The sequence below is a fragment of the Butyricimonas sp. Marseille-P3923 genome (assembly GCF_900184685.1).
Lineage (GTDB): Bacteria > Bacteroidota > Bacteroidia > Bacteroidales > Marinifilaceae > Butyricimonas > Butyricimonas muris.
Map to the genome: position 1 here is coordinate 233,810 of NZ_FXXL01000006.1, position 25,222 is coordinate 259,031.

At 42.3% G+C, this 25,222-nt stretch carries 20 protein-coding genes and 1 pseudogene; 4 read left to right on the forward strand and 17 right to left on the reverse strand.

The genetic code is table 11. The features are described 5' to 3' along the window. Window positions 1–57: 57 nt before the first annotated feature. Window positions 58–216: pseudogene (locus CS948_RS21445) on the reverse strand (DMT family protein); the annotation flags it as partial. A 109-nt stretch (window positions 217–325) separates the two neighbouring features. On the opposite strand from CS948_RS21445, the gene CS948_RS06950 reads away from it, so the two are divergent. Next, on the forward strand, window positions 326–1,162 hold the full coding sequence (locus CS948_RS06950) for an AAA family ATPase (RefSeq protein WP_099290996.1): 837 nt from the start codon (window positions 326–328) through the stop codon (window positions 1,160–1,162). 96 nt (window positions 1,163–1,258) lie between these two features. Continuing rightward, window positions 1,259–2,209, forward strand: coding sequence for a DUF4435 domain-containing protein (locus CS948_RS06955; protein ID WP_176554959.1), 951 nt, complete (start codon window positions 1,259–1,261; stop codon window positions 2,207–2,209). Window positions 2,210–2,218: 9 nt separating this feature from the next. Here CS948_RS06955 and CS948_RS06960 read toward each other — a convergent pair whose 3' ends face one another. Both CS948_RS06960 and CS948_RS06965 read right to left on the reverse strand, forming a co-directional pair. Next, window positions 2,219–3,355 (reverse strand): carboxypeptidase-like regulatory domain-containing protein, encoded by a 1,137-nt coding sequence (locus CS948_RS06960; RefSeq protein WP_099290998.1) that lies wholly within the window; start codon window positions 3,353–3,355, stop codon window positions 2,219–2,221. Beyond that, on the reverse strand, window positions 3,342–3,920 hold the full coding sequence (locus CS948_RS06965) for an RNA polymerase sigma factor (protein ID WP_255301972.1): 579 nt from the start codon (window positions 3,918–3,920) through the stop codon (window positions 3,342–3,344). The genes CS948_RS06960 and CS948_RS06965 overlap by 14 nt, the downstream gene beginning before the upstream one ends. Window positions 3,921–4,035: 115 nt before the next feature. On the opposite strand from CS948_RS06965, the gene CS948_RS06970 reads away from it, so the two are divergent. Further along, complete coding sequence (locus CS948_RS06970; RefSeq protein WP_099290999.1) at window positions 4,036–5,883, forward strand: VWA domain-containing protein; 1,848 nt, start codon at window positions 4,036–4,038, stop codon at window positions 5,881–5,883. 133 nt (window positions 5,884–6,016) lie between these two features. Here the strand turns inward: CS948_RS06970 and CS948_RS06975 are convergent, their stop codons facing one another. From CS948_RS06975 to CS948_RS07015, 9 genes are all read right to left on the reverse strand, one after another. Next, on the reverse strand, window positions 6,017–6,706 hold the full coding sequence (locus tag CS948_RS06975; RefSeq protein ID WP_099291000.1) for a DUF4163 domain-containing protein: 690 nt from the start codon (window positions 6,704–6,706) through the stop codon (window positions 6,017–6,019). A gap of 69 nt (window positions 6,707–6,775) precedes the next feature. Beyond that, window positions 6,776–8,065, reverse strand: coding sequence for a thioredoxin family protein (locus CS948_RS06980; RefSeq protein ID WP_099291001.1), 1,290 nt, complete (start codon window positions 8,063–8,065; stop codon window positions 6,776–6,778). Between the two features lie 61 nt (window positions 8,066–8,126). Beyond that, window positions 8,127–8,549 carry a hypothetical protein gene (locus CS948_RS06985; RefSeq protein WP_255301895.1) on the reverse strand — a complete coding sequence of 141 codons (423 nt, stop codon included), beginning with the start codon at window positions 8,547–8,549 and terminating at the stop codon, window positions 8,127–8,129. A 12-nt stretch (window positions 8,550–8,561) separates the two neighbouring features. After that, window positions 8,562–9,179, reverse strand: a complete 618-nt coding sequence (locus CS948_RS06990; RefSeq protein WP_176554960.1) for a fasciclin domain-containing protein — start codon at window positions 9,177–9,179, stop codon at window positions 8,562–8,564. Window positions 9,180–9,191: 12 nt separating this feature from the next. Further along, a complete protein-coding gene (locus tag CS948_RS06995; protein ID WP_099291003.1) occupies window positions 9,192–10,733 on the reverse strand; it encodes a RagB/SusD family nutrient uptake outer membrane protein in 1,542 nt (513 codons plus the stop codon). 2 nt (window positions 10,734–10,735) lie between these two features. Further along, window positions 10,736–14,269, reverse strand: a complete 3,534-nt coding sequence (locus CS948_RS07000) for a TonB-dependent receptor (RefSeq protein ID WP_099291004.1) — start codon at window positions 14,267–14,269, stop codon at window positions 10,736–10,738. 103 nt (window positions 14,270–14,372) lie between these two features. After that, entirely contained in the window at window positions 14,373–15,536 is a 1,164-nt protein-coding gene (locus tag CS948_RS07005; RefSeq protein ID WP_099291005.1) for a FecR family protein, read from the reverse strand. A 94-nt stretch (window positions 15,537–15,630) separates the two neighbouring features. Beyond that, window positions 15,631–16,194: an RNA polymerase sigma factor gene (locus tag CS948_RS07010; protein WP_176554961.1), complete on the reverse strand. Its 564-nt coding sequence runs from the start codon at window positions 16,192–16,194 to the stop codon at window positions 15,631–15,633. A gap of 82 nt (window positions 16,195–16,276) precedes the next feature. Then, entirely contained in the window at window positions 16,277–16,957 is a 681-nt protein-coding gene (locus tag CS948_RS07015) for a PdaC/SigV domain-containing protein (RefSeq protein ID WP_141560900.1), read from the reverse strand. A 218-nt stretch (window positions 16,958–17,175) separates the two neighbouring features. On the opposite strand from CS948_RS07015, the gene CS948_RS07020 reads away from it, so the two are divergent. Next, the gene (locus CS948_RS07020; protein ID WP_099291008.1) at window positions 17,176–18,204 is read left to right on the forward strand and encodes a YhcG family protein; all 1,029 of its coding nucleotides are present in this window, start codon (window positions 17,176–17,178) and stop codon (window positions 18,202–18,204) included. A gap of 100 nt (window positions 18,205–18,304) precedes the next feature. On the opposite strand, the gene CS948_RS07025 is transcribed toward CS948_RS07020, so the two are convergent. Genes CS948_RS07025 through CS948_RS07045 form a run of 5 tightly spaced genes read right to left on the reverse strand, consistent with a single transcriptional unit; the run spans window position 18,305 to window position 25,220 of the window. Next, window positions 18,305–21,109, reverse strand: a complete 2,805-nt coding sequence (locus CS948_RS07025; protein ID WP_099291009.1) for a pitrilysin family protein — start codon at window positions 21,107–21,109, stop codon at window positions 18,305–18,307. Window positions 21,110–21,118: 9 nt separating this feature from the next. Continuing rightward, window positions 21,119–22,420, reverse strand: coding sequence for a thioredoxin family protein (locus tag CS948_RS07030; protein WP_099291010.1), 1,302 nt, complete (start codon window positions 22,418–22,420; stop codon window positions 21,119–21,121). A 57-nt stretch (window positions 22,421–22,477) separates the two neighbouring features. Next, a complete protein-coding gene (locus CS948_RS07035; RefSeq protein WP_141560901.1) occupies window positions 22,478–22,927 on the reverse strand; it encodes a hypothetical protein in 450 nt (149 codons plus the stop codon). Between the two features lie 27 nt (window positions 22,928–22,954). Then, window positions 22,955–23,614: a fasciclin domain-containing protein gene (locus CS948_RS07040; protein WP_099291012.1), complete on the reverse strand. Its 660-nt coding sequence runs from the start codon at window positions 23,612–23,614 to the stop codon at window positions 22,955–22,957. Between the two features lie 19 nt (window positions 23,615–23,633). Continuing rightward, entirely contained in the window at window positions 23,634–25,220 is a 1,587-nt protein-coding gene (locus CS948_RS07045; RefSeq protein WP_099291013.1) for a RagB/SusD family nutrient uptake outer membrane protein, read from the reverse strand. Window positions 25,221–25,222: the final 2 nt, after the last annotated feature.

Sequence of the window (25,222 nt, forward strand, 5' to 3'; positions counted from 1 at the left end):
CATTAAATATTTTTTTAAATTTTCCGCCCAATTTGTCAGGGGTTATTACGAATTTTTATACTCGAAAAGAGCGATACACCATGAAAAGAGGATAACACCGAAAAGCGGCCAGTTATCTATCCACTTCATTTCCTGTAGCTTCAAGTGTCCATACCAAGCAAATGTCATAAAAATATTCGAGACAATCAATAATAATATCGCATAAAGTCCTTGCATAGTATCAAATATTAATCCATGAAATGATCTCTTAAATCGACGCGAAAGTATAAAATTTATTATCTTTGTTGATAACGATTGGGACAAACTTTTATCAAGTACCAGAATCATGAAAGCAAATAAAATTCAAAAAATAGAGATCCGCAATATATGGGGAAAATATAATTTCCGGTGGGAAAACTTGAATCCGGACGTGAATATACTCACGGGTATCAACGGTAGCGGTAAGACCACGTTTTTTAATATTATCGATGCCTTGTTATCTGCCGATGTCAAACGGTTGAAATTATACAATATCGAGGCGGAAATCATGATCGACGGTAACGAGATCAATTTCCGAAAAGATAGTTCCGTGTCTTCCATAAGACAAAAACTAGCCGGGGTAAATTATCTGAAAATAAGTACATTCGATGTGCCTATCCGCGATAGACGAAAAATGGGCAAGGAAGACAGTCCCCTGTTGAGCGAGTTAAAAGAGATCGTGTACAGCGTGGGAGAGAACAACAACTCTTTTTCCGATTATCGTCTTCGTGCCACGAACTTTCCCGAGCAGGCAGAGAAAATCAACCGCCGGATTCGCGATTTCTATGACACGGTGAATCATCTGTTTGCCGGTACCGGAAAAACGATAGAAATTGACCCGATGACTAACCAGCTTGTTTTCCGTGACGGCAACGAGCTTATTCACCTGTACAAACTCTCCTCGGGAGAGAAGCAATTGTTAATCATCCTGCTCCGGGTTTTTCTCATGGACGGACAACCTTATATCCTTTTGATGGACGAGCCGGAAATTTCATTGCACATCGAGTGGCAATACCGTCTTTTTGAAGAGATTCAAAAACTAAACCCGCATTGCCAGATCATCACGTCCACGCACTCCCCGAGTCTTTTCGGCGACGGTTGGGGTGACAAACTCGTGTTTATCGAAGACTTATTAATTCAGTGACTATGACTAATTTTAGATTTATGATTTCAGATTTTAGATTGAACCTGCCTATCAATCGTAATTCATAAATCGTAAATTAATTAATTTTCAATTGTTATGTTTCGCCCTCCTATATCAAAAGAAAAATATTACTACCACGCTGCCAAACGCTTTATGATGGACGCACAGTTGTTACGGTGTCGTGCCGCCATACACGTGGAAGACAAGGATGATATTGTATTCTGGAGTACCATTTTCAAACATTTTCGTCCTAATGACCGGTTTCACTTTATCGCCGGCTCCCGGAACGAGAAAGGACACGAAACCAAAGGCGTGACACAATGTTTGAAATACATCAAATACTTGAATCCTAAATTCTTTATCTGCATTGACAGTGACTATCGTTATTTATTGCAGGAACGGAATATAGATATCAACCATTACATTTTTCAAACCTACACTTATTCTTTCGAGAATCATCACTGTTACGAAGAGGGACTAAATGACTTATGCCGCCGGATTACCACGTTGCCCAATCATCTTTTTGATTTCAGGCAATTCTTGAAACAATACTCGAATATCGTGTACAAACTATTCCTTTGGCATCTTTATTTCCTTGTTGCCGATCCTAAACGCTTCTCGATAGCGGAATTCAACGAACTGGCATCATTCGAGTGGCAACGCCGCCCCGACATCCGACAGAACGGACGCAAAGAGTTGAATATCCTAAAAAACAAGGTCGATCGCAAACTGGCACAATTACGTAGAGCCTATCCTAAAGCAGACCTTTCTATCCTGGAAGATAAATATAAAGAAATAGGATTGACGCCCGACACGACCTATCTTTTTATCCGGGGGCATAACGTGTACGATATGGTCTATATGCTCAACCGGGAAGTGTGCAAAAAAGTTTTACGACAAGCGAAAGACGCCTCCGCGGGAACACATCCGCGAGTTAATTTATTCGGTTACCGGAATAGTATTGACGACCAACTGAAGAAAAATATCCAGTTCGGGGCTTATCCCGCTATCTTGAAAATAGAGGAAGATATTCACACGCTGTTCTGACATCGGATTTCATTTCCAAGGTTTTTCTGTTGCAAGGATAGCCGTATGCTTCGCTCCGTCTTTCCCAATCGTGAAACGAACCGAAACATATATTCTCTTACCGGAAAGCGAGGATTCCCATTTCGGACTTTCCGCCAACAAGCGAATCAATTCTTTATTACTTTCTTTGGAGAAACCGTCTTTAATACGGATACGGCTAGGTACTTTCTTTTTATTCAGTTCAAAAGAAACCAGAACAATACCTTCATTTCCATTTTTCACGTCTTTTTCCGGGTATTTCAGAGCATCCGCCATGTAACGATTAAAACGTACAATATCATCCGCGGAAACTATCGTATCCTTTTTTAATTCATTCCCACCGACAGTCGCGACAGATCCCACCATACTTGTTTTCTTTACTGTATTATAACCTGTAACGACGACCTCATCCAATTTCTGCTGGTCTACTTCCATCTTCACTTGTATCTGTGTCCCGGCTTTTACAACAACGCCTTGCATTTTCATCCCGATAAAATTAAAGGTCAAATGCGTTTTCCCCTCCGGAAGTTCCAACCGGAAAGTTCCTTGTTCATCAGTCACGGTCCCGACACTTGTTCCGGAAACAAGAATCGTTACACCCGGTAACACCTCTCCTTTTTCATCGGTCACGATACCCTCCACCGTATTCATCGATACCCCACGTTCTTTTTTCATCACCTCCATCGCAACCTCCGCTTGTTCCGGTTGTACCTTCCGCAACATGCTCACGTGAGCCGAATCCTCTACACCATGACTACTATCCGCGGAAAAAACCTCAATAGCCTCACGCCTCATTTCTCGCGGGGCAACCATAGCCATTTCCTTTTCCAGAACTTTCGATGTATCTTCCCTTTCGACAAGCCACAAAGTACCACACATCGCCAAAACCAAAAACGAGGCAGCAATATACAACCAGCTCCGGCTTTTCTTCTTGCTCCCCTGGACACGCTCCTCCAAATGACGCTCCAAACGAATCAGACCATCAATCGGGTCCCCCGGAGTCGAGGTCAGTCCTTCCAATGCCTCGTACAAAAACGGGTCAGACAAAGCTTCCCGCTCCAGCCTATTGGCGGACTCCCCTTTCCGGTTGCCCCGCAGGTAATCTTTTATGTCATCATTCCGTTTCATACGATGTTATTCCTTTATGTTCCAAACACAATTTCAAATTTCGTTTCCCGTTCTGGATAAAACTTTTTACATTTTTCAAGGAAAACCCTGTTCGCTCTTCCACTTCCTTGTAAGAAAGTTCCTGCAGGAAGAAATAATTCACGCTGATACGCTGCTTCTCGGGGAGAGCCTCGATACAATCCTGCAATGCTTTTTCCCGTTCTTCATTCTCTCCTGTTATTGTAAGATGAAAATCATCGCAAAATTCCATAAAAGAATCGTCTAAAGAAACCGATAAATTTCTTGTCCGCTTCCGAAGTTCCATCAGACAATAGTTTCGTACGCAGGTATAAAGCCATGGCTTGAATGTTTTGATATCGCTCCCTTTTACTTTCACTATCAATTCCTCAAACAACTGCATAACGGCATCCTGTGCATCTTCCGGTCGTTTTAAATATTTCAATGCCACACCATACACAAGCGACATATATCTTCTGTAGACCTCTACCAGATACACCAACTCTCCTTTTGCACAATACTTCCGCAAAAGTTCCTCATCCGTTCTATGTTCCTGAACCTGATTCACATCCAAGTATTGATTTTTACAAATATACGAATTTATAAAATTTCTTTCTCAAATTTATGGAATTTCTTCAGCCAAATCATCTTCTTGAAAAAATAACTCTAATATTATATCGCTTATGAGAACTTACCATTTATTCCAAAAGATCACATTTATAGTGAGTTTGCTAGTTAGCTTGAGCCTATTGACTTCTGCCCAAAAATCTTTGGTCACGGGAAAAGTAATTACAGCCAAAGATGGTCAACCGCTTCCCGGTGTCACCGTCATTATTAAAAACACTTCTATCGGGACGGTATCTAATGTATCCGGAGAATTTTCTATTCAAGCGCAAATTGGGGATACTCTTGTTTTCTCGTTTATCGGACTTCAAACCCGCCTAGTAAAAGTGGAAAAGACAAAATTACTCGTGAAATTACATGGAGATCAAAATCAACTGGAAGAAGTTGTCGTGAGCGGGTATCACACGGTCAAGAAAGAGGCCTTTGTCGGGAGTTGCGTTACAGTCAAGGGTAACAGCTTACAACGACGAGCAGATTATTACTCTAACACGGAAGAATACAATAGTTTTTCACAAAATCAATTCCGTAAAGCACTAGATGCCCCGCTTTCCACGTTCTCCATTGACGTGGATGTGGCTTCCTACTCGAACATGCGGCGTTTTATCAACAACGGGCAAATACCTCCCGCTGATGCCATTCGCACGGAAGAATTGCTGAATTACTTCACGTATGATTATCCCGCTCCCCGGGGTAATGATCCGGTGAGCATCACGACTGAAGTATCCGCAGCCCCGTGGAATCCGCAACATCGCTTGGTACACATCGGAATCAAGGCAAAAGAAATTGCCATGGAAAATCTACCCGCCTCCAACCTCGTGTTCCTGATTGATGTTTCCGGTTCCATGAGCGACCAGAATAAATTACCTTTGTTGAAGTCGTCGTTAAAAATGCTCGTGCAAAAACTTCGCCCGCAAGATCGGGTAGCCATCGTAACCTATGCAAACCACACGAAAGAGTTGCTGCCTTCCACGTCCTGTGAAGATAAACAAAAGATCATATCCGTTATCGAAAGTCTGTATGCCAGCGGCGGAACTGCCGGAGGCGACGGGATACAAAGAGCTTACCGGGTTGCCGAAGCCAGCTTTATCAAGAACGGGAACAATCGGATTATTCTTGCCACGGACGGCGATTTCAACATCGGATTATCCTCTCCCCAAGAACTGGAGAAACTGATCGAAACCAAACGTTCTTCGGGTATCTACCTTACCGTATTAGGATTCGGTATGGGTAATTACAAGGACAACCGGGTACAAACGCTAGCTGAAAAAGGAAACGGCAATCACGCGTACATAGACAACCTGACTGAAGCAAAAAAAGTTCTGGTGAGTGAGTTCGGGGGAACATTATTCACCGTTGCCAAAGACGTGAAAATCCAAGTCGAATTCAATCCCGCGAAAGTACAGGCATACCGTTTAATCGGGTACGAAAGTCGTTTATTGGAAGACAAGGACTTTAACGACGACACGAAGGATGCCGGAGAAATGGGAGCCGGGCATAGCGTGACCGCCTTGTATGAAGTTATCCCGGTCGGAGTCAAGAGTAATTTGTTGGGAGATATCGATCCGTTGAAATACCAGAAAACCGAAAAGAAAGAGAAAAAATCACTGACGGATAGCCCGGAGTTACTGACACTGAAACTCCGGTACAAACAACCGGATTCAGACAAAAGTTCCAAAATGGAAGTTGCCGTCATTGATAAAAATACTTCATTGAATAACGTTTCCGAGAACTTCCGATTCTCGGCAGCCGTGGCAGGCTTCGGAATGCTGTTGCAAGACTCCAAGTATAAAAATGATTTGACTTACGATGACGTCATCCATCTTGCCCGTGAAGCCACCCAATACGACCCGGAAGGCTACCGGAAAGAGTTTATCCGTCTGGTCGAAAGTGCCGCCTTACTGAAGTAGTAAGGCGCACATCTATTTCATAAACTCGTACGCGGGAAGCATAACAATCTTACAGCCATCCTGCTCAAAATTAAAAAAGGTCTACAAAATCCGAACGGATTTTGTAGACCTTCCAAGTACTAAAAACGAGTGATTATTTTATCAAAATATCCCCTTTCAAAGCTGCCCGCGGAACAACAACTTCAGCAGAACCACAAGCATAAGCCCCGAGTACGTATTGTCCGTACAAAAAATAAACTGACGTTGCATTAAAATTGATTGCCCCCGCCAAATCTAATGTAGGTTCCATCGTAAAACAACCGTCCGGATTCTTAAAATTAGCCTTTAACAGCGTGTTTATCTGTGCGGCATTGGCATAATTCAAGATTTCCTTGTTCGTTAGGAACTTTTGATTTTTCACGTCATAATTGAATGAATGATAAGTCGTCATTCCATGCGCTCCTCCCGTGAAGGTATAAACTCTTAAACGTACGCTGACAAATTGGTCGGTAGCCATAAACACGCTATCGTCAACCATCAACTCATACTTCCAGTCCGGACGTTCATCCGGTTTGTCCGCGAATGTTTGAAATAATTCCGTGGCATCCGCCCGCAAGCTATCTTTCAAGTCATTTACTAACTTTTCGATCTTGCCGTTCAATACCATGCAACTCTTGTTGATTGTCTCGTCCGCAGCAGAGAAGACCGAACGGTCGATCTGAATGTCACAATCTTCCGAACTTACTTCCGAGTGCTCCTGTTTCACGTTCAGATTCTGAACTTTAGGCTGGCATCCCACGAACACGAGAGCCAATCCAATTGCCATAATTAGTGTACTTTTCATAGTGCATTTTGTTTTTTGTGTGTATCACAAAAGTATGAATTTAAACGTGTGGTTATTCACACCTCACAATTATTTTTTTAACAAATCCAGCTCCGCAAGTTTCTGTTTAATTTTCATCTGTACCATTGCTTTTGTCATCTCTTGGGTAATCTGCATTGATTCCATAAAAGCCTGATTATAACACTTTTTCGATTCCCCATATTCCTTCAGCACTTTATTCGTATCTCCTAACATCGCCAAGAAATTAATCTTATCCAATAACGACACGTCCGTGTATTGCAACGCCTTGATCGTCCATTCTTTGGTTTTCAAAATAACATCTTCAGGCACTTTTCCTCCCGTGGCAATATATACTTTTTGTGCTGCCATACCATAATCCGTCGCCCGAGCCTCATCTCCCAATTCTTTTAAGTAAGCATCCATCGATTTCATGTACGCTTCGCCGTCTTTTTTATAAAATATCTGGTACTCGGCATCATACAGATAAGTAAACCGTTGGCGGGCAGACATTGTTTTTTGAGGCACCACGCTATAAGTCAATTTCATATCCCCGTCAATACGTTCCAGATATTTTTTATACTCTTCTTTCCCGGCACGTGCCAGATTCTCTATCATTTTATTATTATACTCCATCACGTAATAAGCGGGTCCTTCACCCAACACCAGATACGCTTCCATATTTTTATTCATAAACTCCATCAGTTTATCCCCCGGCTTATCCGCTTGGTGAAAAGTATTAATAATCCGATAATCCTCCGCATTGATTAGTTCCGGTCCCATCTTCAAATCGATATACTCTTTGAAGAGTTTCTCGATTCGGGCGATCCATTTGGCACGCTCCATATCTTCCAACGTACCCACGTAAGCCGGAGCTCCCGCCAACACCTGCTGCATCAACTGCAAATCATTTTTTGAAGATTTAAGTTTCGCATAAGTCTCCTCGAAACTCATTTCGTCCCCTGTGGCAACCTTTGCCAATTTCAGAAAAGCATCCCCTGCCAATGCCCCCACGGACTGAGATAAAAGTTTTCCTTCAGCGCTAAAAAAAGCCAATGTCGGCAAAGACTTTACCTTATATTGTTTGACAACAGGTCTGTTTGCTGGCTCCTCAGTATCTATCTGAACAGAAATAAATCGCTCATTAAAATACTCCCCCACGGCGGGCAAAGTAAACACATCTTTGACCATGCGTTTACAAGGTCCGCACCAGTCCGCGTAGAAATCCACAAAAAGCATTTTTCCCTCTTGTTTCGCTTTTTCCAAGGCAGCATTAAAATCCCCCTCGAAAAAAACAATGCCTTGTCCGAAAGCCCGGACTCCCCCGAGCAATACCAATAATATAACTAAAATCGTTTTCATTTCTTTTCTGTTTAGAAGTAAACCCGGCAAGGATGTGCCGGGTTTTACCCGAATAAATAATCTATTTTACAATAAACGTATATACATCCGGCAATGCAGATGAATAACCGTCATTCGAAACCCTCAACGTAACCACATAGCGTCCCGCGGGGAGTTTCGTGTACAAGGGTAATTCCATCACACCCCCTCCGCGAACAATGATTTCCTGTTTAAATAATTCAGCATTCCCCCCGTCCGAAGCCTTCACGCTCACGAACTCATACTGCAAAGGAGCCGTTCCCAGCACTCCTTGAATTTTCGGCGTCACCCAAGGAGCCTCGTTAGCAATTCTAACTGCATCTTCTACCGGATCTAACGTTTTTTTCACTTCCAATTCATTCGGCAAATAACCGGCATTATCCGCCTTCAAATACCCGATTTTCATATCCTGGCATCCCCAACAGGTCATGACCAGTACAAGAAATAAATATACTTGTTTCATCATCATATTCTGTTTTTATAATTGTCCCAAGGTGTAAGAGTAATCCAAAGAATGAACGAACCCGTTATCCGTTTCGATATCGGTTGAAGCCACATCAATCATAGCCCTCGAATCGAAAGAAATTATTTTCAGGTAAACGGGTCCCACGTCCGGGATATCATGATAAGTATCCCGAAACGAATATATCCAGAACTTCGTTCCAAAAGCATTCGTGAACACTTCGCCACCCTCGCCTTGTGTCTGCCCGAGAATCTGTTCTCCCCGGGGAATATCATCCCGCTTGTGAACACCCGCAACCACGTGTTTCAACAGTATATCCCGACATACTTCTACCGGAATATCTTGAATGGCGTCATATCCCTGTTCTATCATCCAACGAAGGATAGATAAATTCGTCGGTCCGAAAAAAGTCATTTTCTCGTATCCCGCCTGTTTCCCCTGAAACAAATCCCGCAACCCGGCACGTTCCACTAAAAGCAGAGTACTATCCCAATCGTAAGAACTGGAATGTAAATAATCGTACATCGTCCCGTCAAAACGACCGTTTGCCAATCCCGTGTCAATGTAATTGTATTTTGTTTCACAAGAAAAAAGCGAAAACAAAAGCAAAAGCAATCCTATATTTTTCATCATCTTCATTTTTATTTACTCGAATTTTGACCAATAAATATTCTGGCGTATCAAATCATTATAGGTAAACGCATCACCGCCTATCGGCAGGAACAAAGCCCCATCCTTCACATCTTGCTGGGTCAACGTCTTGTAATTGCCTTCCATACACGCGTGAACGTACTCCAAACCATTCCGCATAATATCGAAATAACGGTGTCCCTCGAGCAACAATTCCCGCTCCCGCTCCTTGAAGATAGCCAGCCGGATATCATTCTCTCCCGGGCGGGGATAAAGTGTCGCATGAGCTCGCCCGCGAATAGCATTCAAATCATCTATAGCCAGATCATCATCCAGCTTCGCGTAACATTCGGCTCTCAACAAATAAATATCCGCCAGACGCCAGTAGCAATAATTCGCGTCAATATATGCCAATTGAGGAGTCGGACTCCACGACACATCTTGATAAACGGCATCCCTCCATTTGTAGATGTAAGCGAATCCTTGGTTTACCTTATACATCGTGTCATGTGACATAGAATCCAATTTATAAAAATACTCATCCCGGCGGTCATCCGTCTCTTCATAAAGATTTTTCACGGTTTCAGCTTTAATCGCAAAAGTCTTCGTCACCACGGAAGCTGGAGTTTCCGTTCCCTTCACCGGCCAAGTAATATATTGGCGTCCGGGGAAATAAGCCATCGGATAATCCTGAAAACGATCCAACTCGAACTCCAGAATATTTTCTTGGCTGGCTCCCATCCCTTTCATCGCTTTCGTGCATACCTCACCAACCGTACGCTCCAACTCGTAGTAACCCGCTTTCTTATCTATCAAAAGCGAACACCATTCAATAGCCTTTCCGTAACAATCTTTCGCATCTCCGTCCAACCCGTGCATCTCAATCATACTTCCTTTCCACGCGTACAAATGCGCCAACAACGCCGCACAACTTCCTTTGCACCCGTATTGTTTCGACACCCACGTGTTTACACCCAAAAGAGGCATTTCCTCGTATTTGGGCAATAGTTTGTATCCTTCCGAAGCATTCTTTATCGCCTCATCCAACACGTCCGACATCGAACTCTTGTTATACACTTCCATACTCGTGCTATTCTTCGTGATTACAGCCTCTCCCCACTTTCTGGCAAGATCGAAATAAACAAAACCTTTCACGAAATATGCTTGTCCGGCATAAAAGTCCAGTTTATCTTTTGAAACCCCTTCAGCCCGATGCAAATTATCCAATATCACGTTCGCCACGTAAATTAAATCATAATGATTTGTCCAATTGTTATAACTGGAATAAGGACTTACTAATGATGTCTGATTCAACATCCGATGATCTTGATAAGTTGAATTACCTACCAGATCAGCTATAAATCCGCGAAGAGGCATTATTTCATTCTCGAATGCTTTGTAACGGGAAAAGGCTTGTAGTTGAAACACTATCGCGTTAAAATCTTCCTCTGTCTTAAAGAAGTTCGTGAACGTGATGGCATTCTCCGGCTCCACGTCCAGCACGTTATCACACCCCCACAACAAGGGGAAAAGCAGTATATATATAATTTTCCTCATGGCTAAAATTTTACAGTTAATCCTAATGTCAATTTCCGGGCTAACGGGTAATACATGAAGTTATCGTACCCGGTATAGGGGTCTACGACTTCCGGGTCCACGCCGGAATAATTTGTCAACAGGAATAAATTCTCTGCCGTGAAAAACAAACGGCAACCGTCAATATTAATTTTCCGCATCCACTCTTTCGGGAAATTATACCCCAACGTCAATTGTTTCAACCGCAAATAATTCACCCGTTCTATGTTGGAAGAAACGGCTCCGTCAAATTGTCCCGTGTAACTCCGGCTACTAGAAGTTATGATCGGATAATCAGCCTTATCTCCCGGTTTCTCCCAAAATGTCGTATTTGCATAATCCACAAAAACCGTACTCGGTCTAAAATCGTACTGCAAAGAAGTAATTTTGTACAAATTAATAATCTTTCTACCTAACGTGTACGTGAACAAAACATTCAAATCAAAACCTTTCCACATAATCTCGTTAGCCCATCCTCCGTAAGCCTGCGGTAGAGTAGATCCAGCATAATACCTATCGTCGCCATTGATGACTCCATCTTGATTCATATCTTGTATCATTCTGGTTCCTGCGGCATACGGGTAACTTTTGATCATCGAATACAACAGATTTTTGTTCCCTTGTTGGTCATAATAAGCCGGAATATCTTTTTCTGACTCAATCATTCCTAAATCTTTATAAAGATAAAGCCCGTAAATAGGTCGCCCGAGCACCAACTGTCCGGTTCCGTTCACCATATCCATATCCGTGTACGACTTTTCGAAACGATTCCAGTTTCTTGAAATATTAAACTTTCCACGCCATTTAACCTCCGTGTCACGCAGAATATCATAGTTCAACTCCATCTCAATTCCCTCGTTAGAAATCTCCATCGCATTCTGCCATGCCGTTTTATGAAAATAATAATTCCCCGGCAAAGAAACGTTGAACAACAATGATTTGGAATACTTGTAATAATAATCCAATTTGAATTTCAAACGATAATCAAAAAGATCTATATCCAAACCTATATCGTATTGATCCGATTCCTCCCAAGTCAGATTAGTATTAATAATTTGAGAGGGCAATACCCCGGAATTTCCCAAGAAGTGATTCGCCAACTCAAGCGTCCCATGTGCCAAATAAGCATCACTGAACTGTTGTCCCGAAGTACCCCAAGATGCGCGAATCTTCGCGTAACTCAACCACCATTTTTTGAAAAACGGTTCTTCCGAAAATGCCCAACCAACGGCAACCGACGGGAAAGTAGCCCAACGCACGTTTTCGCCGAACACGGACGAACCGTCCCTCCTTAGCGTGTACTCGAACAGATATTTCTTTTTATAATTATAAGCCAAACGCCCGAAATAACTCAGCATGATTTTTTCTTCAAAATTAGACCGGTATGCCTGCAAGGCTTGGATACTTCCATATTTTTCGTAAGTCGTCGGGAATCCGTCTAAAACATAGTGAATCTTATCACTCGGGGAACCTTTACCCGAAGCACTAAACTGGTCTTTTGCCTCTCTCGAATAAGACAATCCCAAAAGGATCTCCATATTATGATTATTCCGAATCGTCTTATTATAAACAAGCAAATTCTCGTTAGAAAACATCGTTCCGCTACTGATACTTCCCGTTGACACACTTAATTTATCTGTCGGATCCAAATAACTGGGGGTAAAAGAATTTCGTTTCCCTTCAGAGAAATCCATCGACAAACTGGAAGACAATTTCAGCCCTTTAATAAACTCATACGCTACAGCCAGACTGGCCCGAATCCGGTAAGTGATGTTTTTCTCGGACGACTCGTTTATCTGTTTCAACGTTTCCTTTTCAATATCCCCGGAACCCGGCAAAATAGAAAGATTCAATTTCGGGTCAACAGTCAACCGTTCGTACTTACTCGCGCTCGAGAAAGAAGTATTCGCCGCCCCCCGGCTCCGATCCGTATAAGCAAGATACAAACGTGCATCCACGTTCAAGTTTGTACGAGGAACGACATTAATATTCGTCAAAATATTAGCCCTTTTAAACTCGCTCCCCAGCATAATCCCTCTCTCGTTATACCAGCCTGCCCCGATCATGTATTTTATCGTTTCCGTCCCACCGGAAGCCTGAAGATTCGCATTCAAAATCTTCCCCGCATCGAAACAATATTTCCACCAATTCGTCGAATTATTATAAAAAGGATTCAGACTATCCTGCAAAGGTCTTACCATATCCTTCTGCGCATCATTTAAAACATATCCGTTATTCCAAAAGAAATCATACGCGCCATTCTGGTGATATGCCTCCCGGTAAGATTCCGGCATTTTATAAATACCTGTCTGCCAACTCCCGTAAGCCGCACGTACACTTCTAAACTTATAGATATTAGCCATACGTTCCAAGTGTCCGCCCGTCTGCACCGGGGTTTCGGGCAAAATGGAATAGGAGTATGACACGTTAGCCGAAAATTTTCCTCGTCCCGTTTTCCCCTGCTTCGTGGTGATTAAGATTACGCCGTTACTCGCCCTTGAGCCGTACAATGCGGCAGAAGCGGCATCTTTCAAGACTTCAACGGACTCGATTGTCGAAGGATCTATCTCCGCCAAGGTGTTCGTCCCCGTCACGGGAGAAGTAAAAGAATGCACGGGTACACCGTCAATGACATACAAAGGAGTCCCGTCCGTCTGGGATTCTGATAACAACGAATTATAGCCCCGGATATTGATACGGGTACCGCCACCACCGGGAGAACCGGAAATACTAGTCACCTCGACTCCTGCCATATGTCCCTGCAACAAATTTTCCAGACTCGCGGAAGGCACCTCTTCCAAATCTTTCGCTTTCACGGAAGACACCGCACCGATCAACTCTCTCTTTTTCCGCTCTCCATAAGCCACCACGGTTACCTCGTCCAAACCGGAAACTTCGTCCTCCAACACCACGTTCACGGTCGTTTGCCCCTTCAACTCCACCTCTTTCGTCTTCATACCCACGAACGAGAACAATAATCTATCCACCGAACCGGGAACTTCAAATTTATAAGTTCCATTTACATCGGTCACCACCCCAATCGTCGTTCCCTTCACGTAAACAGAAACCCCGGGCAGCACCTCATTCCTCTTGTCTTTCACGACTCCGGTAATCACTTTTTTCTTCTCGTTCAAGGCAGCTTTCTTCTCTGCTTCCGCCTTTTTCTTGATCACGACCACGTTCTTCTCCAATGAATAAGTGTAATCGGTTCTCCTTAAACAGACATTCATCACGCTATCAATCAACACGTCTTTGACGTCAATCGTGATTTTCCCGATTTTATTCACCGCATCCATGCTGTACACGAACGTCATCTTGCTCTGTTTCTCCACAGCAAAAATGATGTCCAACATCGAAGCATTCTCCCTTTTCAAGGTCAATCTCTCCGTCTGGGCAAAGGCGTTACCAAGCATCCCGCCGCCAAAAACAAACGCCAAACAGAGGCAGACTTTCATACAAATTGTATTTATTCTCCTTTTTTTATCGTGCAGGAGCCACGTCCAAAGATTTTTTTTCATAACTTTGAAGAATTAAATTGATTTTGAATTTAACCAAATGGGTGGCAGGAAATAATCACCACAAAATTTCCGCTACCCGTTTTTATTTATATTCAGCTTAACATTAAGTTCCACTCATCACGGTCAACGTCTTTCCCTTCATCGTGAATCTCACTTCCCCGGTCAATTCCAATATATCCAAGAGTGTATCCACATGCTCGTATTTTTCCAATTTAAAACCGAACCGTTTATCTGCCATCTCCGGGTTCTGGTAAAAAATCTCGAAATCATACCAGCGTGCCATCTCCTGCAAGATATCATCCAACCGCTCCTCGTCAAACACGAACACCCGTTCTTTACGCAAACGATAACTCTCCCCGTTTATTTTCCGGTAAGAAAAATCTCCCGTGTTCTTGTGGAAGACAGCTTGCATATTCGGACGCAACACGTTATCCTTCACGCTTACCACCCCCTCAACCAACGAGGTTTCCACAACATCCATATTATTATAGGCTTTCACGTTAAAACTTGTTCCCAGTACCTTCACGTCGAGCGACTTCGTTTTCACGTAGAAAGGATGAACGGGATCATGATGTACCTCGAAATAAGCCTCTCCCGACAAATACACTTCCCGTTTATTTCCTTCAAAACGGGTCGGGAAACGAATTTCCGATTCGGCAAACATCCAGACATTTGTGCCATCGGCAAGCTTCAGATTATATTCTCCTCCCCGGGGTACCACGACCTTGTGATATTCCACCTTCGCATCCATAACGGAATCCAGACCGGAATAATCCAATCCCTGCCCTTCAGCCAGCGTGACACCAAAATCATTCAATTCTTTCGTCACGTTTTTTACTGTATCCAAAGCTATACATTTTCCCCCGGGTAGTTCCAACATCGTTTTGTTGGATTCAAAATAAGCATCCACGATATATTGAGGACGATCCTCCTGTTTACTTTTATTCACCAGAAAAATCGAGGCGGCTACAGCAAGAGGCAAGGCAAAAACAGCCGCCCACCAGAACATCCGGTACATCATCCCCGAAGACTTCTTGCCTGTAACTTTCCGAATCCTTTCCCAACTCTTATCCGCGCTAAACGATGCGTACATCTCTTTTTTGGCGGCAATAGATCGTTCGTCCTGAACCCGAGCCAGAAGTTGCTCTCCCTCCGGATGAGCATGTAGTCGTTTTTTCAACTCGACCTCCTCCTCCGGTGAAAGTTTTCCCTTCAGGTATTTCGTGATTTGTTCTGCTAATTCTATCGATTCCCTATATTTTTCCATAAATGTTTTCCTGACTATTCATATATAATATGCAGAAACACGATTTAGGGGTGAGCGGGAATGCGTTTTTTTTGAATTTATTTCAAAAATCTCTCTACAAGTTCATAAGAATAAGAAAAAACACGAACAAATTCTTCAACTCCTCCCGCAAAAAAGCATAGGCTTTTCTTTTCTGGGTCTTGATCGTGTTCACAGATATATGCATCTTCTCGGCGATCTCCTCCTGCGAACAACCATTCATACTCATTACCACGATTCGTCGTCTTTCTGGAGGTAATTTATCAATCGCACGAATAATTTCCCGGTGTACTTCTTCCTCGATAATAGCATTTAATACACTATCCGAATCGTCTTCTATAGCCGGATTTACATCTTCACATTCCCGGTGTTGCCGCAAATAATACAAGGCATTGTTACGAAGTGCCTTGAATAAATAAGCCTTAAAATAAACCATATCCGTGTAGATACCGCGCTTTTCCCAAATATGAATAAAAGTATCCTGCACCACATCTTCCACCGCTTCATGCTCTTGAATATACCGTTTCACGAAAGCACACGACGGATTAAAAAAGTTGTCAAACAACTTTTTAAAAGCTCTCTCGTCACCGTGGTTAAACTGATACAATAACATCTGGCACACCGTATAATTCGGGTGCAAGTTATGACTTTTTTTCAAAAATATCAACACAAAAAAGGCGACCCTTTCGGATCGCCCTTATCTTCCCTACAAATCTCCACTACTATTTTAACAATAAATCACCCTTCAAAATCATGCGGGGAACGGATACCTGAGCCGCTCCACAATAATGAGCACCTAATACCAAAGGCTCATAGGTAAAACAAATATCATTCGTTGAAAAATTTACGGTCGTCACGTTTGACAATGTCGGTACATCCGTGAAACAATTGTCCGGATTCTTGAAATTCGTCTTGATCTGTTTGTCAATCTCGGCACTCTTATTGTAATTCAATATATCTTCCAGTTCAAGGAATTTCCCTTGTTTCATACTGTAATTAAAAGCATAATACTCCGTCAACCCGTTCGCACCTCCCGTCAACGTGTACACTACCAGACGCAAGCTGATATAACGGTCGTCTGCCATAAAAACGCTATCCTGAATATCCAGCATAAACGGTATCATGGGATTGATCTTCATCTCCTGTGCTTCTTGCAGGTATTCTTTCAATTGTTCTTTCAAATCATTTTGCAGACTGTCAATCAATTTTGTCACCCGCTCATTCACCTCCTTGCATCCTTTCTCCAAAGCCGCATTCTGAGCCGAAAATACCGGACGATTCACGGATACATCCCATTCATTGTTCGTGTAAGACAACATATTCTCCTCTATATTAATCGTCGGTTTCTGACACCCGACAAAAAACAAAGCCAACAATGCTGCAATAAAAGTATAACTCCTCATAATATCTTCCTTTAATAACAATTTCCGTTGTATACGGAATGACTTAAACAAAAGTTTAGCTTCTTCTTAAAATAGCTATCTACATTTTTAATAATCAACTTTTTACTCCAGCAAAAAACTCTATCAATATCCACTTTTGTAACAATATCGAATATATTCCTTTGTATTATCCAAATATTCTTTTTAATTTTGATAACAAGAACAGATACTGATTCAAAATGAACAAGATATCAAATATAAATAATCAAAAGACAATTGAATCATCATACAACTCAATTCGTAAAAGTATTGTAATAGCTTACAATAAAGTTTATACTGCAGTTAATATCGCTATGGTCGGGGCATATTGGGAAATTGGGGAACAAATATACAAAGCGTGTGGAAATAACGATCGGGCCGAGTATGGTGCAAAATTTCTTGATTTTGTTTCTAAACATTTGACAGATGAATTTGGGAAAGGATTTACTGTTCGCAACCTACGCAATATGCGACAATTTTATCTGACATTTCCAATTCGGCAGACACTGTCTTCCGAATTGAGTTGGTCGCATTATTGTCTGTTGATGAATGTCGAAAACGAATCCGCACGTAACTATTATGCAAAAGAATGTGCAAAAGCACATTGGAGCGTGCGTCAATTAAAGCGACAGATAACAACTTTCTATTATGAACGAATATTAGCAAGTCAAAATAAACAAATAGTTTCAGCAGAAATTGAAAAATCAGAACCCAAAACCGAGTATCCAACAATTATTAAAGATCCATACGTCCTAGAATTTCTCAATCTCGAGGCAAATCCACATTTCTATGAAAAAGACCTAGAACAAGCTATTATCAATCATCTTCAGAAATTTTTGTTAGAAATGGGACGAGGGTTTTCTTTCGTTTCTCGACAACAGAAAATCACCTTTGATGGACGTCACTTTTTTATTGACCTTGTTTTTTATAATTATATTCTCAAATGCTTTGTACTTATAGACTTAAAACTAGGAGATCTCACACATCAAGACTTAGGGCAAATGCAAATGTATGTCAATTATTACACCCGTGAACTAATGAACGAAGGAGATAATCCGCCTATCGGCATAGTTTTATGTGCAGATAAAAGCGAATCTATTGTACATTATACTCTACCGGAAGACAATATGCAAATCTTTGCATCAAAATACAAATTATACTTACCAACTGAAGAAGAACTTAAACGGGAAATCAACCTGGAAGGCTTTGAGAAACAAGACAAAGTCTAAAATTGATTTGAAAATCACAAAATCCAGAAATCGCTAAATCAAAAATTAAAGGGCTGCCCATACAGACAGCCCCTTCCACACACACTTGTTCTGATCCTCACTATTCCCAATCCGACAACGGATTCTCTTTCTCCGATTTTATTACCCAGTCCCGCAATTTCACGTGTTTCAAGAACTTCTGAGCCACACGTTGAATATCTTTCACGGTAATACTATCCAAGGCTTTGTCAAAAGCACTGTGATCCGTGATATCTTTTCCATATTCCGCATAACTATTTAACACATTCATCCAGAAATCGATACCGAGATTCTCGTTTGCCTGCTCGTTACTTCGTTTTATTACCGTAACGACGGGAGCCAATTCACTCTCCTTGAAAAGTTCTTTGGTACTCTTCTCCAATTCCCGGTAGATAATCTCTTTCATCCTTTCCACCTTATCGCTCTCCGTCTCGAAACCGATCATCAGGGTTGCTTTCCTATCCGGAAAGTCCCGGTAGCCGGCATCCGCATTCACACCATAACTCGCGCTCTCCTGCTCCCGCACGATAGAGAAGTAACGAGCCCGCAACATCTGTCCCCAGATATTAAAAGCTATCTGCTCTTTCAGCGAGAACTTGCCATCATTCTCCAGCACGATATTCACCATCCCCTTGTCCCCCGGCATCACCACTTTAAATTCACGTGCAATAGTATCGGTATCCACGCTATAATCACGGATAATATACTCCTCTTTCTTTCCCCCGCGAGAAGGCAAAGCACCGATATATTCACACGCCAAGCGTGCAGCCTCGTCCCGATCGATATCCCCCACGATACAGAAATTAAACTCCCCGGCATTCGAAAAACGTTCACGATACAAGGATTCCAACCGTTCGAAATTCATCATATCGAAATACGCCACGCCATAATCCTTATTCCGTTCGTCTTCTCTCACGGTCAACATCCGGATAGTGTCCTGCACGAGATTCTGCGGTGTCTTCCGTTGGTTCTCGTACGCGTAGCGGGAACGCTCGACATATTTGTCAAATCGCGTCCTATCGAAACGGGGTTGCTGGAACAACAAGTAATACAACTGGAACAAAAGTTCGGCATTCTCCGCTTTCGTGCTTCCCCCGAAGCCTTCCGTGTAATCACTGATCATCATATTCAAACGGATCTGCTTGCCTTGTACCAATTCTTTCAACGTGCTCAAGTCATACTTGTACAATCCCGACTTCAAAGTCAATGCTTGCATAGCCGTTAATGTCGGTAAATCCTCCGTGGCGACAACCGAACGACCGCCATGACTGCTACATGCCAGCGAAAAGAACCCATGTCCCTCCTCCACGTGCTTGTAATACACCTTGGCGCCATTAGACAATGTCCACTCTTCCGCCTTGAAACGATCCAACTTTTTCACTTTCCTAATCGTTCCGGCTTGAAGTTGCAGGTCAAACGGTTCCGGCGTCTTGTGTTCTTCGACCTCCGGCTCTATATCTTTTTCCGCCACCTTAGCCATGATATTCAGAATATCATCTTTAGTCAAGTATTTATAATCCTTGTCATTCCCGGACACCACGATAATCTGATTGCTATCGTTCGCCCACGAATGAATCCAGTCACTCATATCCTCCGCGGTGATTTCCAGCAAAGCCTCTTTCAACAAACCCAACTCTACCGGTTGCTCGTGAAAAGGCATTCCCGCCAAAAAATGATTCTGGAACACGGATACATAATACGGGTTACTCTCCTTCTCTACCTCACTTTCCATTTTCATCAACTCTTGGAAAAGAGCCTCCTGCACTCTCTCGACCTCTTTGTCGGTAAAACCGTAACGACGAATCTCTTCCCACGCCGTCCACACCTGCTCGAAAGCCTCCGCATCCTGATTTTTATACGGAATCACGTCTAAAGAGAACCCGTTATAATTACGCACGAAACTATCGAATGTACCGGAAGCGCTCAAAAACTTCTCCTTGTTCGCGTTCACGATACGGGACAGACGTTGTCCCATCAATGCGTTAAAAATCCGTGCCTTAAAAGAATACGCCTTGCGTCCGACCTCATCCAATCCCTCCTGCCGGTGTGCCCGTTGGTGGAAAGAAATCATCTTCGACGGGTTCTCCGCATCAAGAATCAACATGTAATCCATATCCGCCCGGTCAGGAATCTCCACCTCGTACCGTTCCAACGGATTCTCCCTCGCGGGAATCTGCCCGAACAGCTCCTTTACCCGCTCCTCGAACTCCTCCTCGTCAATATCCCCGACCACGATCACGCACTGCAAATCCGGTCTGTACCATTTGCGGTAAAACTCCCGTAATACATCCGAGGGAAACGATTGTAACAAATCGACCGTCCCGATCACGTTCCGTTTCGCGTATTTCGTGTGATTGTACACCACCGGAGCCGCTCCTTCCTGCAAGCGACGCCCCACGTTATAATGACTCCGCCATTCCTCGATAATCACGCCCCGCTCCTCGTCAATATCTTTATCTTTCAACAATATCTCGCTACACCAGTCTTTCACGATAAACATACACGTGTCCACCAATCCGCCTTCTGCCACGGGTACATCCTCGATATTATACACCGTCTGGTTTATCCCCGTCTTCGCATTGAACGTGAAGATACCTCTTCCCCTCAAATAAGGCATCACCCCTCCCGGGAAATGGGTAGTACCGTTAAACGCCATATGCTCCAAGAAATGCGCCAACCCGTTCTCGTGATCCTCTTCCAGTATCGCCCCCACGTTTTGCAACAGGTAAAAGCTCACCCTTCCCGGCTCCGCCTTCGAATGCTTCACGTAATACGTCAGACCGTTATCCAATTTCCCGTGACGCAATCCTTCCATGTCTTCCTGCGCGGACAAAGGAGTCCCAACCGTGAAAAGAAACACGGCAATCGTTACTAATAATCCCCTCATACTTTAATATTATTTCGCTAATTCCAGTGCTTCCAGTTTACGCTTCATAATCATTTGCACTTGAACAGATTGCATTTTATTCTCGATCTGTAAAGCCTCCATGTACCCTTGGTTATAAGCTTCTTTTGCTTTATCAAAATCTTTCAATGCCTTATACGTATCCCCCAACATCGTCACAAAATTAATCCTATCGATCAATCCGGTTCCCTCGTATTGCATGGCTTTCACCAACCAATCCTTCACTTGTCCTAATTGTTCGTTGTTCAATTTTCCCTTACTCATGACATACATATTTTGAGCAATCTCACCATAATCATTCGCTCCCACCTGATCACCCAAAGCCGCCAAATACTTATTCATTAATTGAACATAAGACTCCGCATCTTTCTTGTAAGACAATAAATACATTCCATCATAATAATATTTGAATTTCTCATAAGGAGTCAACGTTCCCGTCGGCATAATAACGTAAGCCGCTTCCAGATCACCATTGATTCTCTCCAAATATTTCTTGTATTCATTCTTACCCGCTTTTGCCAATTGCTCGATAACAGCATTATTATACTCGACCATCAAGATACCCGGAGCTTCTCCCAATTTACTCATGTACGTTTCCAGATTTTTGGCAATAAACTCCATCACCGCATCATCTTTCACGTTCTTTTTATTAAACTTATTCGCAATTTGGAAATCCTCTTTATTAATAAAATCCGGTCCCATCTTAGCCTTCACATACTCAGCATATAATTTATCAATACGCACAATCCATTTTTGTGCTTCCATTCCCTGCAAACCACCCACGTAATCCGGAGCCTGTTTCAATACCAACTGCATATCAGTCAAATCTTTTTTCGATTTAGCACGGTCATACAATTTCTCGAAACTTAATTGTTCCCCGCTAGCCACTTTGGCTGCATTCAAAAAATCATCCTTTTCCCGAGCTCCTGCCAAACGGGATGCCACGTTTCCATCCGCTTTAAAGAAAATCAATGTCGGCAATACCGTTACATTAAATTTCTCGGCAGTTTCTTTCTGCCATCCGGTTGCCTCAACATTGATTTGCATACACACGAACTTCTCATTCATGTATTTTCCCACCTCCTCATTCGTGAATACTTTTTCTGCCATTTGCTTACATGGTCCGCACCAATTAGCAAAAAAATCCACGAATACCAATTTCTTTTCTTGTTTTGCCTTTGTCAACGCTTCTTCAAAAGTTCCATCAAAGAATTTAATCCCTTGAGCAAATCCTCCCACAGATGTACCTAATACTAGGATACACGCTATGAACCACATTACTTTATTCCTCATAATCTATTTATATTTTTCGGATTCCGAGGCTTGGAGTCTTCCAAGCCTCGGAACATTTTATTTTTGTCTTATAACGAACGTAAATGCGTTCTCAATAATAGCACTATATTCCTCCGCATCAACTCTCAAAGATACCGTATATCGCCCATTAGGAGATTCCGGGACAAATGGTACTTCCATAATACCCCCGCCTCGGACTTTCAATTCCTTTTTAAACACTTCAGCGTCACCTCCATCAAAAGCCGTCACCTCATACAACGAATATTGGATAGGTGCCGTGCCTACAACACCTTGAATCTGGTTCGTTACCCAAGGAGCTTGTGCTTTTTTTCTTTTATTGTCTTCCCGAATAATATTCCAATCATCCGTAATAAAACCGAGCTCTTTTCGTACCAACATGGTATCCGGCATATATTCCGCATTACTCACATCCAAACAACCGATCTTCACATCTTGGCAACCACCAATCACCAGCATGAAAAGAAATAGTGTATATATATATTTCATACTTCTTGTTATTTTACCGTTTATAAATTATAACGTTCCAAAGGGATAGTCATAGTGTAAAGAATGTACTATTCCGTTATCCGACTCCAAATTAGAAGATGCAACTTTAATCTCCTGCCCTTTTTCAGAAATCAATTTCAAAGAAACAGCTCCTTGACCATCAATTCCTTGATATGTTCCTCGGTATGAAAAAATCCAAAATGAATTTCCTTCCACTCCGGTTAATGTCGTACCTCCTTCTCTTGCTCCTGATTCAGAAAGCGTTCCTGCCGGGATATCATCACGCATATAAATTCCTTTTACCACATGTTCCATAACTAACCGGCGACAATCCTCTACCGGAATTTCATCTACCCGGTAATAGGCTTTTTTTACGACAACCATTTCCATCAAATCAGGATCCCAATATTGCTCACTTTTATACATCCACAAACGAATCGTGTGATTTGTCGGTCCAAAAAAAGTTATTTTCTCGTACCCGTCACGTTTACCCATAAATACATCTTTTAATCCGGCACGATCTATCATTAAAACCAAACTATCCCAATCGTAATGATTCGCTTGAAAATACTCGTACATACTTCCGTCAAACCTCCCGTTTGCCAAACCGGTATTAATCGTTCCATAATTTGTTTCACAACTACCGAGTGTAAACAAAACCATAACAATTACAATGTACCTTATCATGATATTCTCTCTTTATCTGTTAATATTTCACGTATTTCAACCAATAGGCCGTCTGACGCATCAAACCATTCATCAAAAATGCAGATTTCGGAATCGGTTGAAAAAGAATCCCATCTTTCAAATCTTGATCTGTCGCATATTTCAAAGGATTTTCCTCCAATCCCGCATCAGTTTGTAAAGAATAAGCAAAATATTTTTGAATATACTCCTTGCCATTCCGCACCACATCTGCAAAACGATGATTCTCGTAAAGTAACTCTCTTTCTCGCTCTTTAAATATAGCCAACTTCAAATCACTCTCGCCATTTGCAGGATAAAGAGTCGCGTTAGCTCTCTGACGCACCTTGTTCAAATCATCCTTTGCCTCATCTATCCCGAGTTTTGCCCGACATTCTGCACGTAATAAATAAATATCCGCCACACGCCACTGCACCTGATTTGCTCTTAAACCGGTCATCGTTGTCGTGGTAGAACCTGAACTACTCATAAAATAAATTCCTTCCCTCCACTTCCTCAAAAATACATAAGGATAAGTCTGAAGATCATTCAGAATTTCATCATCCGTGTAAAAGTAAGCATCCATGCGCTTATCCTTCATCTCGTACATCTGTTGAGCGGTAGTCCACTTCAACCGGAACGATTTTGTTTTCTGGCTAGCTAAAGTTGCATTTACATCCACGGGATATCCTGTAAGAAAAGCTCCCAAAACTCGTACTGCCTGTGCGTAAGTTTCCTTCGGGTTTAACTCCAACTCGAATATACTCTCTTTATTGTATTCACCCATTTTCGACATCACCTGACACAACGTTTCCGGATCAGGTTGCATTTCATAGAAACCAACCTTTTTATCAATAATTAATGTACTATAATCTATTGATTTCTGATAATCGGTTGGCGCATTTCCTTCCAACCCGTACAATTCGATTATACTCCCCCGCCAAGCGTAAAGATGGGCCAACAACGCGGCGGCAGCTCCTTGGGATGCATATTGTTTACTCGTTATTGCCGCCCCTGAAAGATCTTTCAATTCTTCAAAAACAGGTAATAAATTATACGCTCTTACAGCATTCACGATTGCCGTATCTATCACTTCCAACATGGGCTTTCTCCCGTACTTTTCCAAACTAGTACTATTTCTCGTTATTACAGCATCACCGAAAAGACGGACTATATTAAAATAAGCAAGACTTTTAGTAAAGGCAGCTTGACCAAGCCAAAAATTCAACCGATCATTCGACATATTTGCCCGGTGAGCGTTTTCCAGTATTGTATTTGCTAAAAATACAATATCATATGAATTTTTCCATGCTTGATCTCCCCAGCCTCCACCTAATCCTCCTGCTAAATCCGAAGCTCGTCCTAACCTAGGTGCGTTATAAGTATCACTCCATTCATCCGCCAAAACACCTAACCATTTTAAATAATCACCCTCTCCCCCGATATAAGCACATTCTGTCGCAAACATCTCGAAAGCAGCCCCTTCAACATCTTTCTCATCCTCGAAATAGTTTGTATAAGTTACTTGATTCTCGGGTTTCACATCAATCCAACTATCGCATGAAACTCCCAAAAACAAGACTGATAATATAATTAATAATCGATTCATAC